Source organism: Vibrio mediterranei (assembly GCF_900088415.1).
In the GTDB taxonomy this organism is placed as follows: domain Bacteria; phylum Pseudomonadota; class Gammaproteobacteria; order Enterobacterales; family Vibrionaceae; genus Vibrio; species Vibrio mediterranei.
The window spans coordinates 202,832-220,349 of record NZ_FLLQ01000005.1; the positions used below are offsets into that span (position 1 = coordinate 202,832).

General features: G+C 44.1%; 19 protein-coding genes. 11 read left to right on the forward strand and 8 right to left on the reverse strand.

All coding sequences use genetic code 11. From position 1 onward, the window contains the following. Window positions 1-29 precede the first annotated feature (29 nt). Window positions 30-686 carry a flavin reductase family protein gene (locus VME0621_RS15875; protein ID WP_062458452.1) on the forward strand — a complete coding sequence of 219 codons (657 nt, stop codon included), beginning with the start codon at window positions 30-32 and terminating at the stop codon, window positions 684-686. An 87-nt stretch (window positions 687-773) separates the two neighbouring features. On the opposite strand, the gene VME0621_RS15880 is transcribed toward VME0621_RS15875, so the two are convergent. Both VME0621_RS15880 and VME0621_RS15885 read right to left on the reverse strand, forming a co-directional pair. Further along, window positions 774-1,268 (reverse strand): hypothetical protein, encoded by a 495-nt coding sequence (locus VME0621_RS15880; protein WP_006070923.1) that lies wholly within the window; start codon window positions 1,266-1,268, stop codon window positions 774-776. Window positions 1,269-1,298: 30 nt separating this feature from the next. Continuing rightward, a complete protein-coding gene (locus VME0621_RS15885) occupies window positions 1,299-1,811 on the reverse strand; it encodes a nicotinate-nicotinamide nucleotide adenylyltransferase (protein WP_038222203.1) in 513 nt (170 codons plus the stop codon). Window positions 1,812-1,929: 118 nt separating this feature from the next. On the opposite strand from VME0621_RS15885, the gene nadE reads away from it, so the two are divergent. Next, the gene (gene nadE, locus VME0621_RS15890; RefSeq protein ID WP_062458455.1) at window positions 1,930-2,760 is read left to right on the forward strand and encodes an NAD(+) synthase; all 831 of its coding nucleotides are present in this window, start codon (window positions 1,930-1,932) and stop codon (window positions 2,758-2,760) included. Between the two features lie 218 nt (window positions 2,761-2,978). Further along, a complete protein-coding gene (locus tag VME0621_RS15895) occupies window positions 2,979-3,224 on the forward strand; it encodes an HP1242/YdcH family protein (protein ID WP_006070919.1) in 246 nt (81 codons plus the stop codon). A gap of 62 nt (window positions 3,225-3,286) precedes the next feature. Here VME0621_RS15895 and VME0621_RS15900 read toward each other — a convergent pair whose 3' ends face one another. Then, window positions 3,287-5,170 carry an MOSC N-terminal beta barrel domain-containing protein gene (locus VME0621_RS15900; protein WP_370736776.1) on the reverse strand — a complete coding sequence of 628 codons (1,884 nt, stop codon included), beginning with the start codon at window positions 5,168-5,170 and terminating at the stop codon, window positions 3,287-3,289. 134 nt (window positions 5,171-5,304) lie between these two features. Between VME0621_RS15900 and pyrC the strand changes: the two genes are divergently transcribed. Then, entirely contained in the window at window positions 5,305-6,330 is a 1,026-nt protein-coding gene (gene pyrC / locus VME0621_RS15905; RefSeq protein ID WP_038227217.1) for a dihydroorotase, read from the forward strand. A gap of 69 nt (window positions 6,331-6,399) precedes the next feature. Here pyrC and VME0621_RS15910 read toward each other — a convergent pair whose 3' ends face one another. Beyond that, window positions 6,400-6,678, reverse strand: a complete 279-nt coding sequence (locus tag VME0621_RS15910; protein ID WP_006070915.1) for a hypothetical protein — start codon at window positions 6,676-6,678, stop codon at window positions 6,400-6,402. Window positions 6,679-6,774: 96 nt separating this feature from the next. Between VME0621_RS15910 and VME0621_RS15915 the strand changes: the two genes are divergently transcribed. From VME0621_RS15915 to VME0621_RS15930, 4 genes are all read left to right on the forward strand, one after another. Continuing rightward, window positions 6,775-7,083 carry a DUF1289 domain-containing protein gene (locus VME0621_RS15915; protein ID WP_031495200.1) on the forward strand — a complete coding sequence of 103 codons (309 nt, stop codon included), beginning with the start codon at window positions 6,775-6,777 and terminating at the stop codon, window positions 7,081-7,083. Between the two features lie 96 nt (window positions 7,084-7,179). After that, the gene (locus tag VME0621_RS15920) at window positions 7,180-7,608 is read left to right on the forward strand and encodes an acyl-CoA thioesterase (RefSeq protein WP_038227218.1); all 429 of its coding nucleotides are present in this window, start codon (window positions 7,180-7,182) and stop codon (window positions 7,606-7,608) included. Between the two features lie 137 nt (window positions 7,609-7,745). Then, the gene (locus tag VME0621_RS15925) at window positions 7,746-8,669 is read left to right on the forward strand and encodes a M14 family metallopeptidase (protein WP_062458458.1); all 924 of its coding nucleotides are present in this window, start codon (window positions 7,746-7,748) and stop codon (window positions 8,667-8,669) included. A gap of 205 nt (window positions 8,670-8,874) precedes the next feature. Then, on the forward strand, window positions 8,875-10,188 hold the full coding sequence (locus tag VME0621_RS15930) for a BamA/TamA family outer membrane protein (protein WP_174522827.1): 1,314 nt from the start codon (window positions 8,875-8,877) through the stop codon (window positions 10,186-10,188). A 22-nt stretch (window positions 10,189-10,210) separates the two neighbouring features. On the opposite strand, the gene VME0621_RS15935 is transcribed toward VME0621_RS15930, so the two are convergent. Next, entirely contained in the window at window positions 10,211-11,089 is an 879-nt protein-coding gene (locus VME0621_RS15935; protein ID WP_006070908.1) for a LysR substrate-binding domain-containing protein, read from the reverse strand. Between the two features lie 167 nt (window positions 11,090-11,256). Here VME0621_RS15935 and nagE point away from each other — a divergent pair, with 167 nt between their 5' ends. The 3 genes from nagE to VME0621_RS15950 all read left to right on the forward strand — a co-directional run bounded on the left by nagE (window position 11,257) and on the right by VME0621_RS15950 (window position 15,277). Beyond that, complete coding sequence (gene nagE / locus VME0621_RS15940; protein WP_031494588.1) at window positions 11,257-12,729, forward strand: N-acetylglucosamine-specific PTS transporter subunit IIBC; 1,473 nt, start codon at window positions 11,257-11,259, stop codon at window positions 12,727-12,729. A gap of 371 nt (window positions 12,730-13,100) precedes the next feature. Next, a complete protein-coding gene (gene yiaY / locus VME0621_RS15945; RefSeq protein WP_062458461.1) occupies window positions 13,101-14,249 on the forward strand; it encodes an L-threonine dehydrogenase in 1,149 nt (382 codons plus the stop codon). Window positions 14,250-14,416: 167 nt separating this feature from the next. Further along, a complete protein-coding gene (locus tag VME0621_RS15950; RefSeq protein ID WP_062458464.1) occupies window positions 14,417-15,277 on the forward strand; it encodes a helix-turn-helix domain-containing protein in 861 nt (286 codons plus the stop codon). Window positions 15,278-15,328: 51 nt separating this feature from the next. Here VME0621_RS15950 and VME0621_RS26645 read toward each other — a convergent pair whose 3' ends face one another. From VME0621_RS26645 to VME0621_RS15960, 3 genes are all read right to left on the reverse strand, one after another. After that, on the reverse strand, window positions 15,329-15,469 hold the full coding sequence (locus tag VME0621_RS26645) for a hypothetical protein (protein ID WP_006070900.1): 141 nt from the start codon (window positions 15,467-15,469) through the stop codon (window positions 15,329-15,331). Between the two features lie 13 nt (window positions 15,470-15,482). Next, complete coding sequence (locus VME0621_RS15955; protein ID WP_065311705.1) at window positions 15,483-16,208, reverse strand: hypothetical protein; 726 nt, start codon at window positions 16,206-16,208, stop codon at window positions 15,483-15,485. A gap of 81 nt (window positions 16,209-16,289) precedes the next feature. Next, on the reverse strand, window positions 16,290-17,351 hold the full coding sequence (locus VME0621_RS15960) for a linear amide C-N hydrolase (RefSeq protein ID WP_062458466.1): 1,062 nt from the start codon (window positions 17,349-17,351) through the stop codon (window positions 16,290-16,292). Between the last annotated feature and the right edge of the window lie 167 nt (window positions 17,352-17,518).

The following is a 17,518-nucleotide window of genomic DNA, read 5'->3' on the forward strand; positions in this document are numbered from 1 at the left end:
AGGGAATGGCAGAAAGCCTCCAATGCATTATGAAAAATATCACCTTTTCAAAGAAAGATATCGATAACATGGAATCTAGGTATCGAACTCGTCTTATCAACTCGTTAGCTGGATACAAAAGCGCAAATTTGATCGGCACTTGCGACCAACAAGGCAATGAAAATCTCGCTATCGTATGCTCTGTCATTCACCTTGGCTCCCAACCACCACTCTTTGGCTTTGTTGTTCGTCCAAGAAATAGTCGCAGGCATACCTTGGAAAATATACTCGAGACTAAACATTTCACGATCAATGCCGTTGCTGCCAGCTTCTTCCAGCAAGCACACCAAACATCCGCAAGATATCCAAAGCACATATCCGAGTTTGTTGCTGTCGGCCTTACTCCCTATTACGAGCCTTCTTTTCCTGCTCCATTTGTACTTGAGAGCAATTTGAAAATGGGTTTGGTTCTGAAAGAACATATCCATATTAAAAGTAACAATACAGAAATGCTCATAGGCGAAGTGGTTTCTATACATATGTCAGAACAAGCCATTATGCCTGACGGTTACCTTGATTTAGAACGTATCGACTTAGTAACCATTTCTGGTTTGGATAGTTACCATGTCACACAACGACTTGATCGCTTGAGTTATGCCAAGCCTGACGAGAGTTTGGTTTCATTAAATCGGAGGGGAGACCCTTAGTTAGGATTACCGAGCAACTTATATTCCATGACTAAGCGTGGGAGCTGATAAACAGAGCACAGAACAGCGTTACTTCTCTAAAACTGGTTAAAACGGAACTTCCACCTGCATCATCATATCGCCTTGATAGTCTTGATGCCAACGGTAGTCCAAGCGTAAACGTGGTTCTTTACCTTTTTCACCAAAGCCAACGCCGAAATGAAGCCCTTGTGCCATCAGCCATTCTTGCATCGACATTTCGTCTTTATGACGAGCGATTTCCTCAGGTACCCATAAACCAATACCAACAAAACTATTTTCTATGTTACCTGTTAGCACAGGTTCGGATTCTTGCGTAAGAAGCCATTGATCCCAATAAGAATCTTGTAGAGAGTTGATAGGAGGTTCGTCTTCTATTAAACCACCAAGCGTAATAACTTGGTTGCCAATATAGTTGAAGGGTTTAGAAATAAGCGAGCAAAACGACTCTTCCTCCGTCGCTTTTAAAACAACAGATTTGTTCGTATTGCTCTCACAAAATGCGAATGCGAGAGGACTATTCACCACTACTACTAAAGCAATACAACTCCACCTTGCTTTCATTTTTATTTTTCGTCCTTGTTATAATCTTTATCAATATAGCTTATGTGCGACCAAATGTTGAGCGACGCTAAGCGTCGTTAAGTGATCTACATTCAAACCTTGTGACAAACTATATCGTATCGTCGTCGAGCGGATCTTCACTTTTTCAGGGCAAGCGAGAATGGACCACCGCTCAACAATATCTTGCGCTTTATAAAACTTGCTAAAGCTGAAGAAATTGTCGGGACCAACAACAAAAGTTAGTTCAGCTTCTGGGTATCTTTTTTCTAACGCCTCCAATACAGCAAAAGTTGTCACAGAGGTTCCTGGTTCGTAAAGAGACTCTTCAATGTTGGAACGTTCAACATTGGCTTGTCCAATGTCAGAGATAAACATGTCCACTAACTGGCAACGTATGCTGTAATCGAGCATACTTTTTCCCCATGCATGAGAGATACTAGGAACTAATAGTACTTTGTCAAAATGATTCAGAGATTGAATAACACTCTTATGCCCAAAGCTAGGAGGATTAAAAGCGCTACCAAATATCGCTATTTTTGTCATATGTATCTCAATAAATCGTCTCTCTGCATAGATTGACCCTAACTGTAACTTTTTTTCAGCGATTTTCGTAGGTATCATACGAGAAAATATTTTTTGCTTGCAGGAAAAGGGATCCCACATGGAACAACTAATTCGAGACGAGATGCGCGTGCTTCCGTCTATTGACCCACGCTTTGAGATTGAACGCCGCGTTGCTTTTATCAAGTCAAAACTTCAGCAATCTGGCTGCAAATCTATCGTCCTGGGTATCAGTGGTGGTGTTGACTCAACAACTTGTGGTCGCCTTGCTCAACTTGCAGTGAATGAACTGAATGAAGAAAGTAATTCTAGCGACTATCGTTTTATCGCTGTTCGCCTACCTTATGGTGAACAAAAAGATGAAGACGAAGCACAACTAGCCTTGTCTTTCATTGAACCAACTCATTCTGTTTCTGTGAACATCAAAGCGGGCGTTGACGGTTTGCACGCCGCTTCACATATAGCTCTAGAAGGCACAGGTCTACTACCAGAAGACAGCGCAAAGGTCGACTTTGTAAAAGGTAACGTAAAAGCTCGTGCTCGCATGGTTGCTCAGTATGAAATCGCGGGATACGTGGGAGGGTTGGTGCTAGGTACGGACCACTCGGCAGAAAACATTACTGGTTTCTACACCAAATTTGGTGACGGTGCTTGTGACCTTGCCCCATTATTTGGCCTGAGCAAACGCCAAGTTCGTGAAGTAGCAGATACCCTTGGCGCGCCAGAGCAACTCGTTAAGAAAATACCGACTGCAGATCTGGAAGAACTCGCACCACAAAAAGCGGACGAAGATGCGCTCAACCTGACTTATGATCAGATTGACGATTTCCTCGAAGGTAAGCCTGTATCTCAAGAAGTCAGTGATCGCCTCGTTGCCATTTATAAAGCAACACAACATAAACGCGAGCCAATCCCAACGATCTACGACTAAGTTGATTTCCTTCATAGAGCCAGCAATTATTTGCTGGCTTTTTTTAACCCTGTGATTTACCTCTCTGAAATCAGATCTTGCCATCGCTCAACTTTTAATCAGCTTAAAGATGTGCCATTGTTATAACAGCACTAGTGATCACAAGTGCCGTTGGCGCCCAGAGTCACTTGTGCGAATGCCCAAGCGAAAACTATTGTTCACCAATAAAAGGGGTTGCTATGTTAGGCGAAGATCACTCTCTTCTGAAGGAATTTCCAGAGCATCAAGACGTTATTCATGCCCTTGCGGCAAGCGATGAAGGCTTTGCAGCTGACACGAAAAACTACAACGCGCTGGATAAAGAAATTCGTGTGTTAGAACTGAACGGTTCTCCCATCGAAGATACCGAAATGCATCAACTGAAACACAATAGAGCGGTACTAAAAGATTCGTTGCATCAACGTATAGTGAGTGCTTCAAAGTAGGCAATAAATAGAAAGTCGGTGCCAGTTGGACACTGGCACCAAACAGCCTCGCAATTCTCTATTTAACTGACAATATCCACATCTGTCTGTGGTACCGCACAACAAGCTAAAACCTTTCCTTCTGCAATTTCACTGTCTTGAATCGCCGGTACGTCAGGCTGATGAACTAGGCCCGACTCTACCGTAACCTTACACGCGCCACAAAACCCCGCACGGCAACTGTGAGCAACTGCAAGACCGGCTTTTTCTGCTTGCTCTAGAATCGTTTGCTGATTGTCCCCCTCAAACACCGTACCATCTAAACTAATTTGTACGGTTTTAACCACTTGTTCCGTTGCAGTAGCGACCCCAAAAGCCTCTTGGTGGTAGTGATCTTCAGGTAGTCCTTTCTTCAACATCAAGTTCTTTGCTTTTTGCATAAAGCCGTCAGGTCCACAAACGAAGACTTGTCTCTCAGTAAGGTCGGCAATTTGTTTTAGATGGGACAAACTAAAACGTCCTTTTAATCCCTGCCAATCCTCTGATGGTTGCGTCAGTGCCAATATCACCGTGAGATTTTTATTTTGCTTCTCTAGGTTTTTCAACTCATTCGCAAATGGGATATCAGCGTAAGTCGAACATTGATGGTAGAACACCACATCTCGTATATCGTTTTGGTCGGTAAGGTCGCGCAGCATCGACATCATCGGAGTTACGCCACTTCCTGCAGATAATAATAACAGCGGCTCATGTTCAGAGTTGGCAATATGGAATGAACCGTTAGGCTTATCGGCAATCAAGGTGTCACCCACTTGAAAATGATCAAACAGCCAATTCGATACTTCTCCACCATCAACTCGTTTCACCGATATCGCTAAGCGTCCAGGACGACTTGGACTTGATGATAAGGTATACAAGCGCTTGACCGCTTTACCATCCATATTGAGTTCTATCGGTAAATGCTGGCCTGCTTTGTAGCTTGGCATTGCACCTTTCTGAGGTTCTAACCAAAAAGTTTCAAAATTCCTCGCGACATGCTCTCGCTCGACACAAACAAATTCTTGTTTATTCGCATCCAGATCCTCGTAGTACTCTTTGTCTTTGTATTCCAGTACTTCGATAGCATCACCAGTGCGAATCATACCCTCATTCTTTGCCACAAGGTTTTGACCAAAGAACACGCCACCGCGTTCATTGGCACGGAAGCGTGAGAAGGTCGTTAGCGGTTCTTTGCTGGCTCTGAATTCCGCTTTTTCGACATCAACTGTTGTCAGAATGCAACGCTCACATGGTTTTACAGCTTCAAACTCTACATCACCGATCTTAATTCTCTTCCATGAGTCCTCGATAAATGACTCGTCCGAGTCAACCACTAAGTTGGTTCTGAATTGCTCCATACTATGTACTTCACTGCTTCGCTTATTCAATTCCGCTAGTGAACCGGAGCTAATGATAAGTAAAGGATAGCCGTCTGCAAAGCTCACATTATGACCCAGTTTTTCTCTTACCCGGTTTGATTGCTCGCCAGTGAAAAGTAGCTCAACCCTTTGATTCAATACTTCACTGAACCAATCATCCGCTTCATCTGTTGTCGTGTAAGCAGAGAAGCTGTCCGCCCATACTGTAGCGGCCGTATCCTGCATTTTAAATGTACTGTATTGCAACTTTAAAGGAGGCAGTCCAGGGTAAGTGAAGATAATACCTGTCGGTAGAAGGCTGGATGACACTTTTACCATGTTAGGGTATTTGCGTGCGGTCACCATTGAACCATCGGCCAATGCCACCATAAAACGACGGTCAAAACAAAGCCCTTGTTTTTCAACCCATGAAGAGGAAAGAGAAATACCTCCAACTGACTTAACTGGATAGATATTGATTTGGGAAAGCAGAGTAGATTTTGCCACGACTGAGCCCTTTTTGTTGTTATGTCCATTTGCAGAGCACAATGTTAACGCCTTTTTGCACATTGTCCCAGAAACATAGTGAAATCTAAGTCGTTTTCCTCTATCATCCTGTCGCCTAAACGTAAGCGATTGCATTCACATTTTTCGCGGCCGTTTAGGCTCCGTTTCAAGAAGAATCTAACTTGGTGGGAGCCCAAATGACTACATTGACTATTACTCGTCCTGACGACTGGCACGTTCACCTTCGCGATGGCGAAGTACTAAAAGATACCGTTCGTGACATCAGTCGCTACAACGGCCGCGCATTGATCATGCCTAACACTATCCCACCTGTCACTGACACTGAAATGGCACTTGCGTATAAAGCGCGCATCATGGCCGAAAAACCATCTGAGCAGTTTGAGCCTCTAATGGCGCTGTACCTAACCGACAACACCTCTCAAGAAGAAATTCGTAAAGCCAAAGCGGCTGGTGTGGTAGCAGCAAAACTGTACCCAGCTGGTGCAACAACGAACTCAGATTCTGGCGTAACTTCAGCAAAGAACATCTACTCTGTTTTAGAGACAATGGAAGAAGTTGGAATGCTACTTTTGGTTCACGGTGAAGTGACTACTCACGACGTTGACATCTTCGACCGTGAAAAAGAGTTCCTCGATACGGTACTGGCTCCAATCGTTAACGACTTCCCTAACCTTAAGATTGTTCTTGAACATATTACGACAGCCGATGCAGCTCAGTTTGTTAAAAATGCCAACGACAACGTAGCAGCAACAATTACCGCACACCACTTGATGTATAACCGCAACCATATGCTCGTTGGTGGTATCAAGCCACACTTCTACTGCCTACCAATTCTAAAACGCGGTACGCATCAACAAGCATTAGTAGAAGCGGCAACTAGCGGAAGTAAGAAGTTCTTCTTAGGTACTGACTCTGCACCACACGCTAAAGGCAAAAAAGAAGCCGCTTGTGGCTGTGCTGGCTCATACACTGCTCACGCAGCAGTAGAGTTATACGCAGAAGTATTCGAGCAAGAAGGCAAGCTAGAGAATTTAGAGGCATTCGCAAGCCACAACGGCCCAGACTTCTATGGACTACCACGTAACACAGATACTATCACGCTAGAGAAATCTGAATGGAACGTGCCAGAAACCATGCCATTCGGTAATGACATTGTTGTACCTATCCGTGGCGGAGAAACGGTCAACTGGCAAGTGAAGTAATTTTTACTGATGTACTTATCGTCAAGGCTCCCATTCTCAATGGGAGCCTTTTTTATTGATTAGGGAACGTTACTGAATCGGCAGCGACGTCATCCCAAAATGAATCGCAACTGGCAAAATTAAAGCTTGAATGAACAAGATAAAACTAATATTGCGGCTTTTTACTCGCACCAAAATTGGTGACAGTGCAAACAGCAGCAAACAGATTGCCGTTAGGGTGGAGTTATCCAAATAGAGCCACAACACTAAATATCCACTTAACAAAGCGAGCGCTATGTTGGAGAATGCAAGCTTGCGAGCTAAGGCGAGAATAAACATCACGCCAATAATTAAAAAGAGTGTCGTCATTTATTTTTGCAAATGATAATTATTACCATTTAATTCTAACGCTCTAGAACAAACTGTGCAACCTATTGATTTAAATCTATGACTAAAACTATTGCTATCGCCACTCCCTGTAAAGCCGCCTGTAAAAACGAAGGTGGCATTTGTTCTGGTTGCTTTCGTACCATGGACGAGTTGTCTGCATGGCGTTTAATGGAAGAAGAAGAACGCGATGACAAAATGGAGCAGTTAGCAGGTTCTGCAACCACACACGTTTGCCCCAAATGTGGAGAAGCCGCCTATTGTGACATCTCTGCGGGCCACGATACCTGTTGGTGTTTTGAACTGGACAAGCGCGATACGTCTTCTATCGAAAAATCCGATCTGTGTTTGTGCCGAAAATGCCTCTCAACCCTACCTATTGAATAAACCCCCAAACGGGGTACTCAACTTCGCACCGTTGACGTTGCATTATTGTTAATTCCAAAATAGAGTAAATGCACAAACTTAATAAGGGATAACAATATGGAATCGTTACTTAAGGACTACTCTGTCGTTACAGAGATCCCTGTCGCTTGGGGCGAAATGGATGCACTTAATCACGTCAATAACGCAGTGTATTTTCGATACTTTGAAACCGCGCGACTCGACTACTTCAGTCACATTAATCTAATGGAAGACATGGCAGTCACGAATATAGGCCCAGTACTTGGGGAAACCTATTGCCGCTATAAACTGCCTGTCACCTACCCCGATACATTACTTGTCGGCTCTCGAATTACTGAGGTACAAGAAGACCGCTTTAAGATGGAATATCAAGTGGTCAGCAAGAAGCTTGGCAAAGTCACCACGACGGGGACAGCCACGATCGTCATGTTTGATTTCACCACCAATCAAAAAGCCCTGATTTCTGACAAACTCATGTCAGCGATTGAACAAGCAAACCGCGATTAAACGCGATCAAACGAACCGTTTGGACCGCTAGTTCAGTGGTCCGAAAATGATTTGTCACAATCTTCACACCATGCTCGTTGCACGTTAAACCTTGCAAAGCTATCCTTGCAGCACAAACAATATCGAGAATGGAAACCATGAAAAATCAGTTTCACTACCCTATCGGTACCCCAGGACAGAAATGGACTGAGGAAAACGTTATCCAATGGCGCGAATCGACTACTGTTAAGCGTCTGTACAGCGAAGATGTACTCCCAAAGATCGCAGCGTTAAAAGATACCTTCAATATTGAGCAATATGGTGCGCTTTCATATGATGTTGATCGATTCCCACTCTTCGTATTAAAAACCAAATCTTGGGATTCACAGAAGCCAACGGTTCTTGTTACTGGTGGTGTTCATGGTTATGAGACTTCTGGCGTCCACGGTGCGCTTCAGTTCGCCAGAGAAAACGCCTCTCACTACGAGTCTCTGTTCAACATTGTTATCGCACCATGTGTCAGTCCTTGGGGTTATGAAACGATCAATCGTTGGAACCCGAATGCTGTCGACCCTAATCGCTCTTTCTATACAGATTCACCAGCAGAAGAGTCTGCGAACCTCATGGCGATGGTTGCATCGTTAGATACCACTGTTTGGGCACATATCGATTTACATGAAACAACGGATACAGATGAAAGCGAGTTTCGACCTGCACTAGCGGCACGCGATGGTCTCGACTACATCGAGGACAATGTTCCTGACGGTTTCTATCTTGTCGGCAATACCGAGAATCCCGCAGATGAATTTCAAGCGACGATTATCCAACATGTAGAAAAAGTGACTCATATTGCCCCGCCAGACCAAAATGGCAATATTATCGGTTCTAAAGTCGTTCAGAATGGCGTCATCAATTACCCACTGAAAAAGCTCAGCCTTTGCACCGGCATGACGGATTGTGAGTACTCAACCACAACTGAAGTTTATCCAGACAGTCCAAAAGTCACCTCACAAGAGTGTAACGATGCTCAAGTGGCGTCTGTCATTGGGGCTTTGGAATATTTAAAGGCGCATATGTCGTAATCTTCACTCGTGACTTTATACTCTATGACCCAAGCCATGGCTTGGGTTTTCTATATTTGCACCAATAACCACCAAATTTACAAAACCATTGTTAAAAAGCCGCCAAAATAACCACTTAGTGTTTTCTATCTCCTAAAATAACGTTAGGCTATTTATCGTTACACCATAATAAGAATGAAAAATCTCACAAGGAAGTCTAACTCGTATGACATATCGCCGTATTATAAGTGTCATCGCTGCTATATCGTGCTCACTCACTGCAGTGGTGGCGCAAGGAGCGACACCAACTAACGTCAAGTCGCGTATTGACCGACAGGAAACGCCAGACAGAATTAGAGAATCCATGGTACTACCTTACCTGTTTAGTACAGAAACCATGGGGCTTAATGTCGGTGTTGGCGGCATGATAAAAGGTATCTACCAAGACCAGATGACCATAGGTGGCACTGTCTTTGGAGGTGAAACCAGTTATGCACTAGCTGGAGGTGTTTGGAACTACATGATTCCAGGAACCGAACGCGTGTTCTTGAGTGCATACGGCATGTTTGGGTATTACCCAAAACAACGTGCTTATACTTCAGGTAATGCCTATTACACCCCACCTCGTCCCGGTAGCAATGGCTCATCTAATCTAGATTATTTGGAAGCGGATGGCGCATCTAACTGGTTTGATATCAAGATGGAGTATGTACTTCCTATTGGTGTAACCAGAGACAAAGGACTCGTTGACTATCAGATCCGCAACGGTTTGTTAGTCTCAGAGCCTTCCGGAGGTAAAGAGTGGAATCCGTTGACCAGCGGCTCAACTATCTTTGTAGCTCGCCAATTTAATCGATACCAATCTTTTGAGTTTCAACAAGGGGACGTCGACGGCGCGATTCATGCGATGGAGTTTGGCATACTCTACGATAATACCGACTTTGCCCCCAACCCTTCCTACGGTAGCCGACAATACATCGCAACTTCTCACGATTGGGGCTGGTTTGAGTCTAAAAAGCAGTGGTCGTTCAACGAACTTGATATGAGCAAATACTTTTCGCTCGGCAAGTCGGATTGGGCATCACAACGAATTATCGCGATGAACTTCTGGACCGGTTATTCACCTACTTGGGAAGTGACGGATAACCCTAATGGCACTCAGTCTGTAAACGGAAATGCACCTTATAATGAGGGGGCAACTTTAGGTGGCTTTACTCGTATGCGTGGTTACGACAATAACAGATTCCACGACAAAGCCGTGATTTATGGCTCTGCAGAATATCGTTATACGTTGGCCTATAACCCTATTAAAGATATCTCTTGGTTGAATTTCTTGAGAGTAGACTGGATCCAACTTGTAGGCTTTGTTGAGGTAGGTCGCGTAGGTTCTGCCTACACGGCGAACGAACTTCTTACCGATCTCAAGTACGATGGCGGCGCATCAGTTCGTGCATTGATGGCCGGATTGGTCGTTCGTGCCGATTTAGCTAAGTCTCCAGAAAGCACTAACTTCTGGATTATGGTTGATCATCCATTCTAAATTTTCGTTCCGATAGCCAACACTATAGTTGGCTATCGATCCAATGAATAAATGTCCGGATTTTTGGTCTTTCTTCATGACCATTTAGACATACCAAATCATAAGTTTGGCTAGTGCTCATTGAAGGGTAAGGGCAAACCAACTCGCCTCTCTCAATATAGTCTTTAACAAAATAATACCTCCCCATCGCTAAGCCAAGTGAGTTCAGGGCTCCGGTCAGGTCTAACCCTCGATGCCCAACACAATAAAAGTGTCTAAAGATATTGAGATCATAGTCGTGATATTTAATCCAGCGCTCCCAGACATTTGACCCTAATGCATGTATAAGATTGACCTCTTTCAGTCCATCTAGGCCACGTTCAAAGAGCTTAAATCGTTGAGCGTATTCAGGCGAACAAATAGGAATATAGCGCTCACCAAAGAGAGGTTTAACGAAGCAGTCCTTTGGTTTGTCATCGCCATAGTAAAACGCGATATCAACTTGGTCGTTCTCGAAGTTCTGTTGCTCTTCGTGGACAAGAATATTTACATTAAAGTTGGGGTAGCGCTGATTAAAATCTTTGAGTCTTGGTACTAACCAAGACGAGGCAAAATTTGGCGAACTGGCTATCGTGATCTCCCCACTCATATCCGTCGATTTAATTTCTTCGATCTCACCAAAAATGGAGTACAACGATTTTGAAAGCGTTTGATGAAACCGTTCGCCCTCCTCTGTAAGCCCAAGTTTCCTTGTTCCTCGGGTGAATAGATTAAAACCAAGCGACTTCTCAAGCACCTTAATTCGATGGCTCACAGCACCTTGAGTCAAGTGCAATTCCTTCGCTGCAAGGGTAAAACTCAGTACTTTTGCTGCGACATGGAAGGTATGCAGATTCCTCAATAAGGTTTGTTCATTCGCCATAACACGGCCTCCACTTATTAAAAATTTTAATCCATAGTACCCGAAAATTAGTTTGTTCGCATCGATAAATAAGTTTCAAATAGCAACTAGAAAACGAATAAACACCCTGTCGTTGCAAGCAAGTACAGGGCGCAAGTTCCGTGAATAATAAACACAAAGAGGTTTGAATGAACATACTCGGCTATATGCAAAAAGTAGGTAAGGCATTAATGGTTCCAGTGGCCACCCTGCCTGCCGCTGCGATTTTAATGGGGGTTGGATATTGGTTGGATCCAACAGGTTGGGGAGCAGACAGTACCCTTGCTGCGTTTTTAATTAAGTCCGGCGGTGCAATCATCGATAACATGGCAGTGTTGTTTGCCGTTGGTGTTGCATTTGGTTTAAGCAAGGACAAAAATGGCTCTGCTGCATTGTCTGGTTTTATCTGCTTCTTAGTACTGACAACTCTTCTTTCTCCAGAAACCGTGCAGCAACTTAAAGGTATTAGTGCTGACGAAGTTCCGGCAGCCTTTGGCAAAATCTCCAACCAATTTGTTGGTATTATTGTCGGTATAGTCTCTGCTGAAATCTACAATCGCTACTCAGGTGTAACGCTACCTAAAGCGCTGGCATTCTTCAGTGGAAAGCGCCTAGTCCCTATTCTGACTTCTATTGCGGGTATGCTGTTAGCCTTCGTGCTTCTATATGTCTGGCCTGTGGTGTATGACGCTCTTATCGTGTTCGGCGTTAAACTTCAATCTATGGGTGCATTAGGCGCAGGTCTATTTGGCTTCTTTAACCGATTAATGTTGACCGTTGGCATGCACCACGCCCTGTACCCTGTTTTCTGGTTTGATGTCGTTGGCATTAATGACATTCCTAACTTCTTAGGCGGTGCTCAGTCTATTGCTAACGGAACGGCTACGGTTGGTGTGACTGGCATGTATCAAGCGGGCTTCTTCCCAATCATGATGTTTGGTCTTCCTGGTGCAGCATTGGCGATTTACCACTGTGCAGATAAAAAGAACAAATCAGCCGTGTTTTCTATCATGCTTGCTGCTGCGATGGCCTCTTTCTTTACAGGAATTACTGAGCCACTAGAGTTTAGCTTTATGTTCCTAGCTCCAGGTCTGTACTTACTTCACGCCGTACTGACTGGTATTTCACTATATATTGCTGCAAGTATGCAGTGGATCGCAGGATTTGGTTTCTCCGCCGGTTTTGTCGACCTAGTCCTGTCTAGTCAAAACCCGCTTGCTGTTCAGTGGTATATGCTTATTGTGCAGGGCTTAGTTTTCTTCGCCATTTACTACTGCGTGTTCCGTTTCGCTATTTTGAAATTCAACTTAAAAACGCCAGGTCGTGGTGAAGACATGGCGCCAGAGCAAGAAACAGCGGTAGGCGGTGATCAAGGTATCGAAGGCTTAACTCACCAGTATATTGAAGCCCTAGGTGGTAGTGACAATATTACTGAAGTAGACAATTGTATTACTCGCCTACGCCTATCAGTAAAAGACTCTGGTATTGTAGACAAAGAAAAACTCAAACAACTTGGTGCCGCAGGTGTTGTTCCAGTTGGTAAGAACGGTATTCAAGTCATCATAGGACTAGGAAAGGTCGACAAAGTCGCCGAACAGATGAAAGTCGCTTTAGCGCAATGATAACGGACTCGTGATGTAAACCCTTTCTCAATTTGTTGAATCACCTTCAACAGAGAAAAATCGGCGGTATCACCTTACCGCCTCCCCCTCGAAGTGCAGAGTCGCTTAGTCACCGACTTTGCACTTCTTTTTAATCCGCTAACCTACTAATTTATAATATAAATATTCTCAGAACATTCAGACTAATCAAATTTCGACTATTTCTATAAAATCTGCGCTAGTTTGCTATTCAAACCTACTGTTACTCTTCAATCAACGATAAAAAGCACCTCTAAAGTGGTAGTACGAGTGCATTACTGCCCCCGCGGTAATGCCACTGTTTCTTGAGATGTGCGGTCAAAAATATTATTAAACATTGAACGAGGTAGAGCATGTCTAACGCTTTCTATATTCCATCATTAAACCTAATGGGTGTCGGCTGTCTTGAAGAAGCGGTAAACGCTATCAAATCACATGGCTTTACTAAAGCTCTTATCGTTACCGACAAGGTTTTAAACGACCTGGGCGCAGTAAGTAAACTCACTACTTTGCTTGATAGTGCAAACGTAGCCGCGGTTGTGTTTGACGAGACTAAACCAAACCCAACTATCGAGAACGTGAACGATGGCTTAGCGCTACTAAAAGGCAATCAGTGTGATTGTGTGATTTCATTCGGTGGCGGCTCCCCTCATGATTGCGCAAAAGGTATCGCATTGCTTGCGACTAACGGCGGAGAAATCAAAGACTACGAAGGTGTTGATGTATCAGCGAAGCCTCAGCTACCGCTGATCTCAATCAATACAACGGCAGGCACTGCTTCTGAAATGACACGTTTCTGCATCATCACAGATGAGGCTCGCCACATCAAAATGGCGATTGTAGACAAGAATGTGACGCCAATTATCTCTGTAAACGACCCTGAGTTGATGCTGGCTAAGCCTGCGTCTCTTACAGCGGCAACTGGGATGGACGCACTTACGCACGCGATTGAAGCTTATGTGTCTATCGCAGCTACACCAGTCACGGATGCCGTTGCGATCAAAGCTATCGAAATGGTGCAAGCAAACCTTCGTGAGGCGGTGCAAAACGGTGACAATCTAACTGCACGTGACAACATGGCTTATGCGCAGTTTATGGCAGGTATGGCGTTTAACAATGCTTCACTGGGCTATGTTCACGCTATCGCTCATCAACTTGGTGGCTTCTACGATCTTCCTCATGGTGTATGTAACGCAATCTTGCTACCACACGTTCAGCAATATAACGCTAAGGTAGTACCTGCACGCTTAGCTGACGTCGCGCGCGCCATGGGTGTTGATACTAATGGCATGACTGATGAGCAAGCCGCGAATGCAGGTCTTGATGCTATTCGTCAGCTATCTAAAGATGTGAACATTCCGGCTGGTCTTGAACAGCTTGGTGTAAAACGCGACGACTTCGATGTACTTGCAGAGAACGCGCTAAAAGACGCTTGTGGTTTCACCAACCCTAAACAAGCAAGCCACGAAGAAATCGTAGCCATCTTAGATTCAGCGCTGTAATTATTTGACACGTTTAACGTGCAACATCACAAAAATGCAGGCCAACCGATTGCCTGCATTTTTGCGTTTAAAAAGCTCCCGCCTTTCCTAACTCAGATCAATGTTACCTTCTTGCCATCTCCCTACTATTAGCTTTCAGGCGATGAAAACAGAAAGACGCATTATTTATGCATAAACTAAACAGCTTTAGTCGAGTGGCAGAACGTGAGTACGCACTATCTACCGGTAGCTTAAACTTACTCTACTACGATCTTCCAAAAGACTTTCACGATGAGTACCGCTCTTACGATGCTCCTCGCCTGTGTACCATTTTAAAAGGCACCAAATCGGTGAGTGTCAATCAGTCGCAGAGCTTCCAATACAACCGTGACCAATTTGTTCTGTTACCACCTAATTCGAACATCTACATGAAGATGCCTGAGTACACCAAAGCACTGGTGTATGAATTCGATGAACAAATGATTGAAGGTGTCAGTCAACGTGTTGCTGATACTCTAGAAGTCGATTCACCAACAGCATTAGAATCACAAAGTTTCGCAGTCAATTCCATCGACAAAAGAATCGACAAACTACACACTCGAATGCAAGAGATCCTTCGAGAACAAGAAGCCTGCATGGACTTTCTGATCGACCTGACCGGACAAGAATTGGTGTTTGAGTTGCTGCGCAATAATACTTGCCAAAGTATTATCTCGAACCATCGCTCTCATCCAATCAGTAAAGCGATTAGGATTATGAATTCACCGATGGGACTAAAGATGACGTTAGCTCAGGTAGCAGAAGAAGTGGGATTGTCTCAGTCGAGTTTTTCACAGAAATTTAAAGCAGCAACACAGCTAAGCCCTAAACAATACCTCACTCAACTTAGACTGCAGTCCTCAAAACAATGCCTCAACAAATTGAGTGTTACTGATGCTGCCTATGAAGCCGGATATGACAATATTTCTCACTACATAAGACTGTTTAAGAAAGCTTACGGCCTAACTCCAAAGCAATACCAACGTTCGCTAATTCATGGCAGTCATTAAAAATGGTGCCTTAATTAAAAGGCACCTCCTGTTCTAATCGTCGCTAGAACACTATTCAGCGTTATTCTTGCCTGAACTCCAGCGGCGAAGTTCAAACCAAAACATCATAAAGGCCGCACCGATTAGAAACGCCAAAATAAAACTGCGGTCATCCATGACACACATGGCAACAATGTCTAGTGTGTCTTCCACAGGTTTACCTCAACTAAAAGTAATAGCTTGCTTGTAGCCAACTGACCGTGTCTTTCTTGCTCACTTTATTGTCCGCGGTATGCTCAATTTTGAAACCAATGGACGCATAATCAGTCACCATATAGCCGCCGCCAATTTCTATTTGTGGAACAAACTCTTTGGCGCGAGTAATGTATGTCGCTTTAGGGTTGGCATAGAGCCAGTGACCAGCATCAAACCCATACATCGCATAAAGACCGCCTTGAACTAACGCCGAGTTTTTAAAGGACGATTTACCTTCTACCGCGATGTCGTGCTTGCTATCCATATAGCCGCCGTAGAGCATTGGAAACACAGAGATATTAGGGGTAAGTTCGATCTTGTAGATAGCACCCGCTAGCGTCGTCGTGGTATTTCTATTTCCGATGACATCCAAGGAATAACCTAGGCCGTCGTTAACCTTAAAATAGCGAACGCGGTAATCTATATCTGTCTTGCCTTCAATATCTTTCTTGTCACCGATACCTAAATCAGCGAAGACCATATGCCCTTGTCCCCAACCAAACACACTGTTGAGTTGAGTACGATCGTTTGATCTAGACAGTCCAACCATTGAGAATAGAGCCGTCGGGTCGCCATAGTTAATATCTTGAACCGAAGCTTCTGGAGCGACATCTTTTTGGTGAGTCGATGTCACTTCATTTGCCCAAACGCCCGCAGTAATCAAACTTAGAGCCATGGCAGTTATAGTGTTTTTCATATTTATACCTAATTAAACAAAAATCCCTTTAATTAGGTCATCCGTGGATTTCACAAGGCATTGCCAGAGTGATAAGAAGGGTTAACTACACGTAGAGAAGGTAGCGATATTTGATAGCTCAGCTTGTTCTACTAAATCAGCGCACGATACGGTTTTGATGTCGTTAAGCTGATTGAGGTCGATGCGAATCTCACTGTACGTATCAAAGTTGCGCATCTTGAATGAGCCATTTTCGAAGTTGTAGGTATATTGAATCCAGCTGGCATATGTTTCACCGTTTGCTGGGTCAATAATGTCTTGGGGTACTAGATTCCCTGAATCGAATGTGGATTGGAGCTTACCCTCTGTCTGTGCCCATGAAGCCTGTGGGTCAAACTTAACATGAGCAGAGTTGTACAAGCCTCGTAGCATTCTTTCTGGGGATGAGATGGTAGAGCCGATGTTATGGCCATTTTCGACATGATTAAAGTCACCTACTTTTGTTGCATTCTCATCGTGATATTGCTGCAAAGGGGCGTTAGCCATTACTCGCAGTTTGTCGTTCACAGAACCGCGATGCACCATCATTTTGCCGCCTTCATTGAGCTCAAACAAAGCAATGTCACCAGATTTGTCCTGTACTGAAATATGCAAGCCATGCTGGGTACCATGAATACCATCGGCCCAAGCAAACTGGAATTCATTTGCTTCAAACGCAGCGACCGCTTCTTCTACCGTTTTAAAGTTTTGCGCCATGAAAGCAGCTGCATCACCCCAGTTAACTGCCGGTGCACCGGTGTCCTTATAATCCTTGATGAATGCTTGCGAATCGTACATATATAAAGTTGAAGCAGATAAACCTTGATTGTTGATAGCTTCACCCGATGTATCGACAAACACGGCACGTTCTTCTAAGTTCAATGTCGGATACTTCACCGTCCATTTCGCCGCAGTTTTGTACGATGGAACCGCTTTAGTTGCCACCTCAACACCCGCTGGTGACATAATCGCATACGTACCAAGTTTCTGTCCCCAATCAAGTGTTCTAACTTGAGATACACCATATGGCGTATCAAGCGTGATGCGAGAACATGCGTTGGCGGTTCCAACGAGTACACTTGATGCTGTAGCAGCTAATGTAAGCGCGATAATTGTCTTCTTCATTTTCAACCCTCTAATATGTTCACGGTAGCAAAACCGTGTTTTGTCACCTGTTGATAGAGCGAACTTTAATCGCTGAGTAGAAGTACATCAAAGTGATTAGTATATAAATATCGAATAGGTAAATCGAAAAGAGGAAGTAGTAAGGTAGGAAATATCAACCCTTTCCC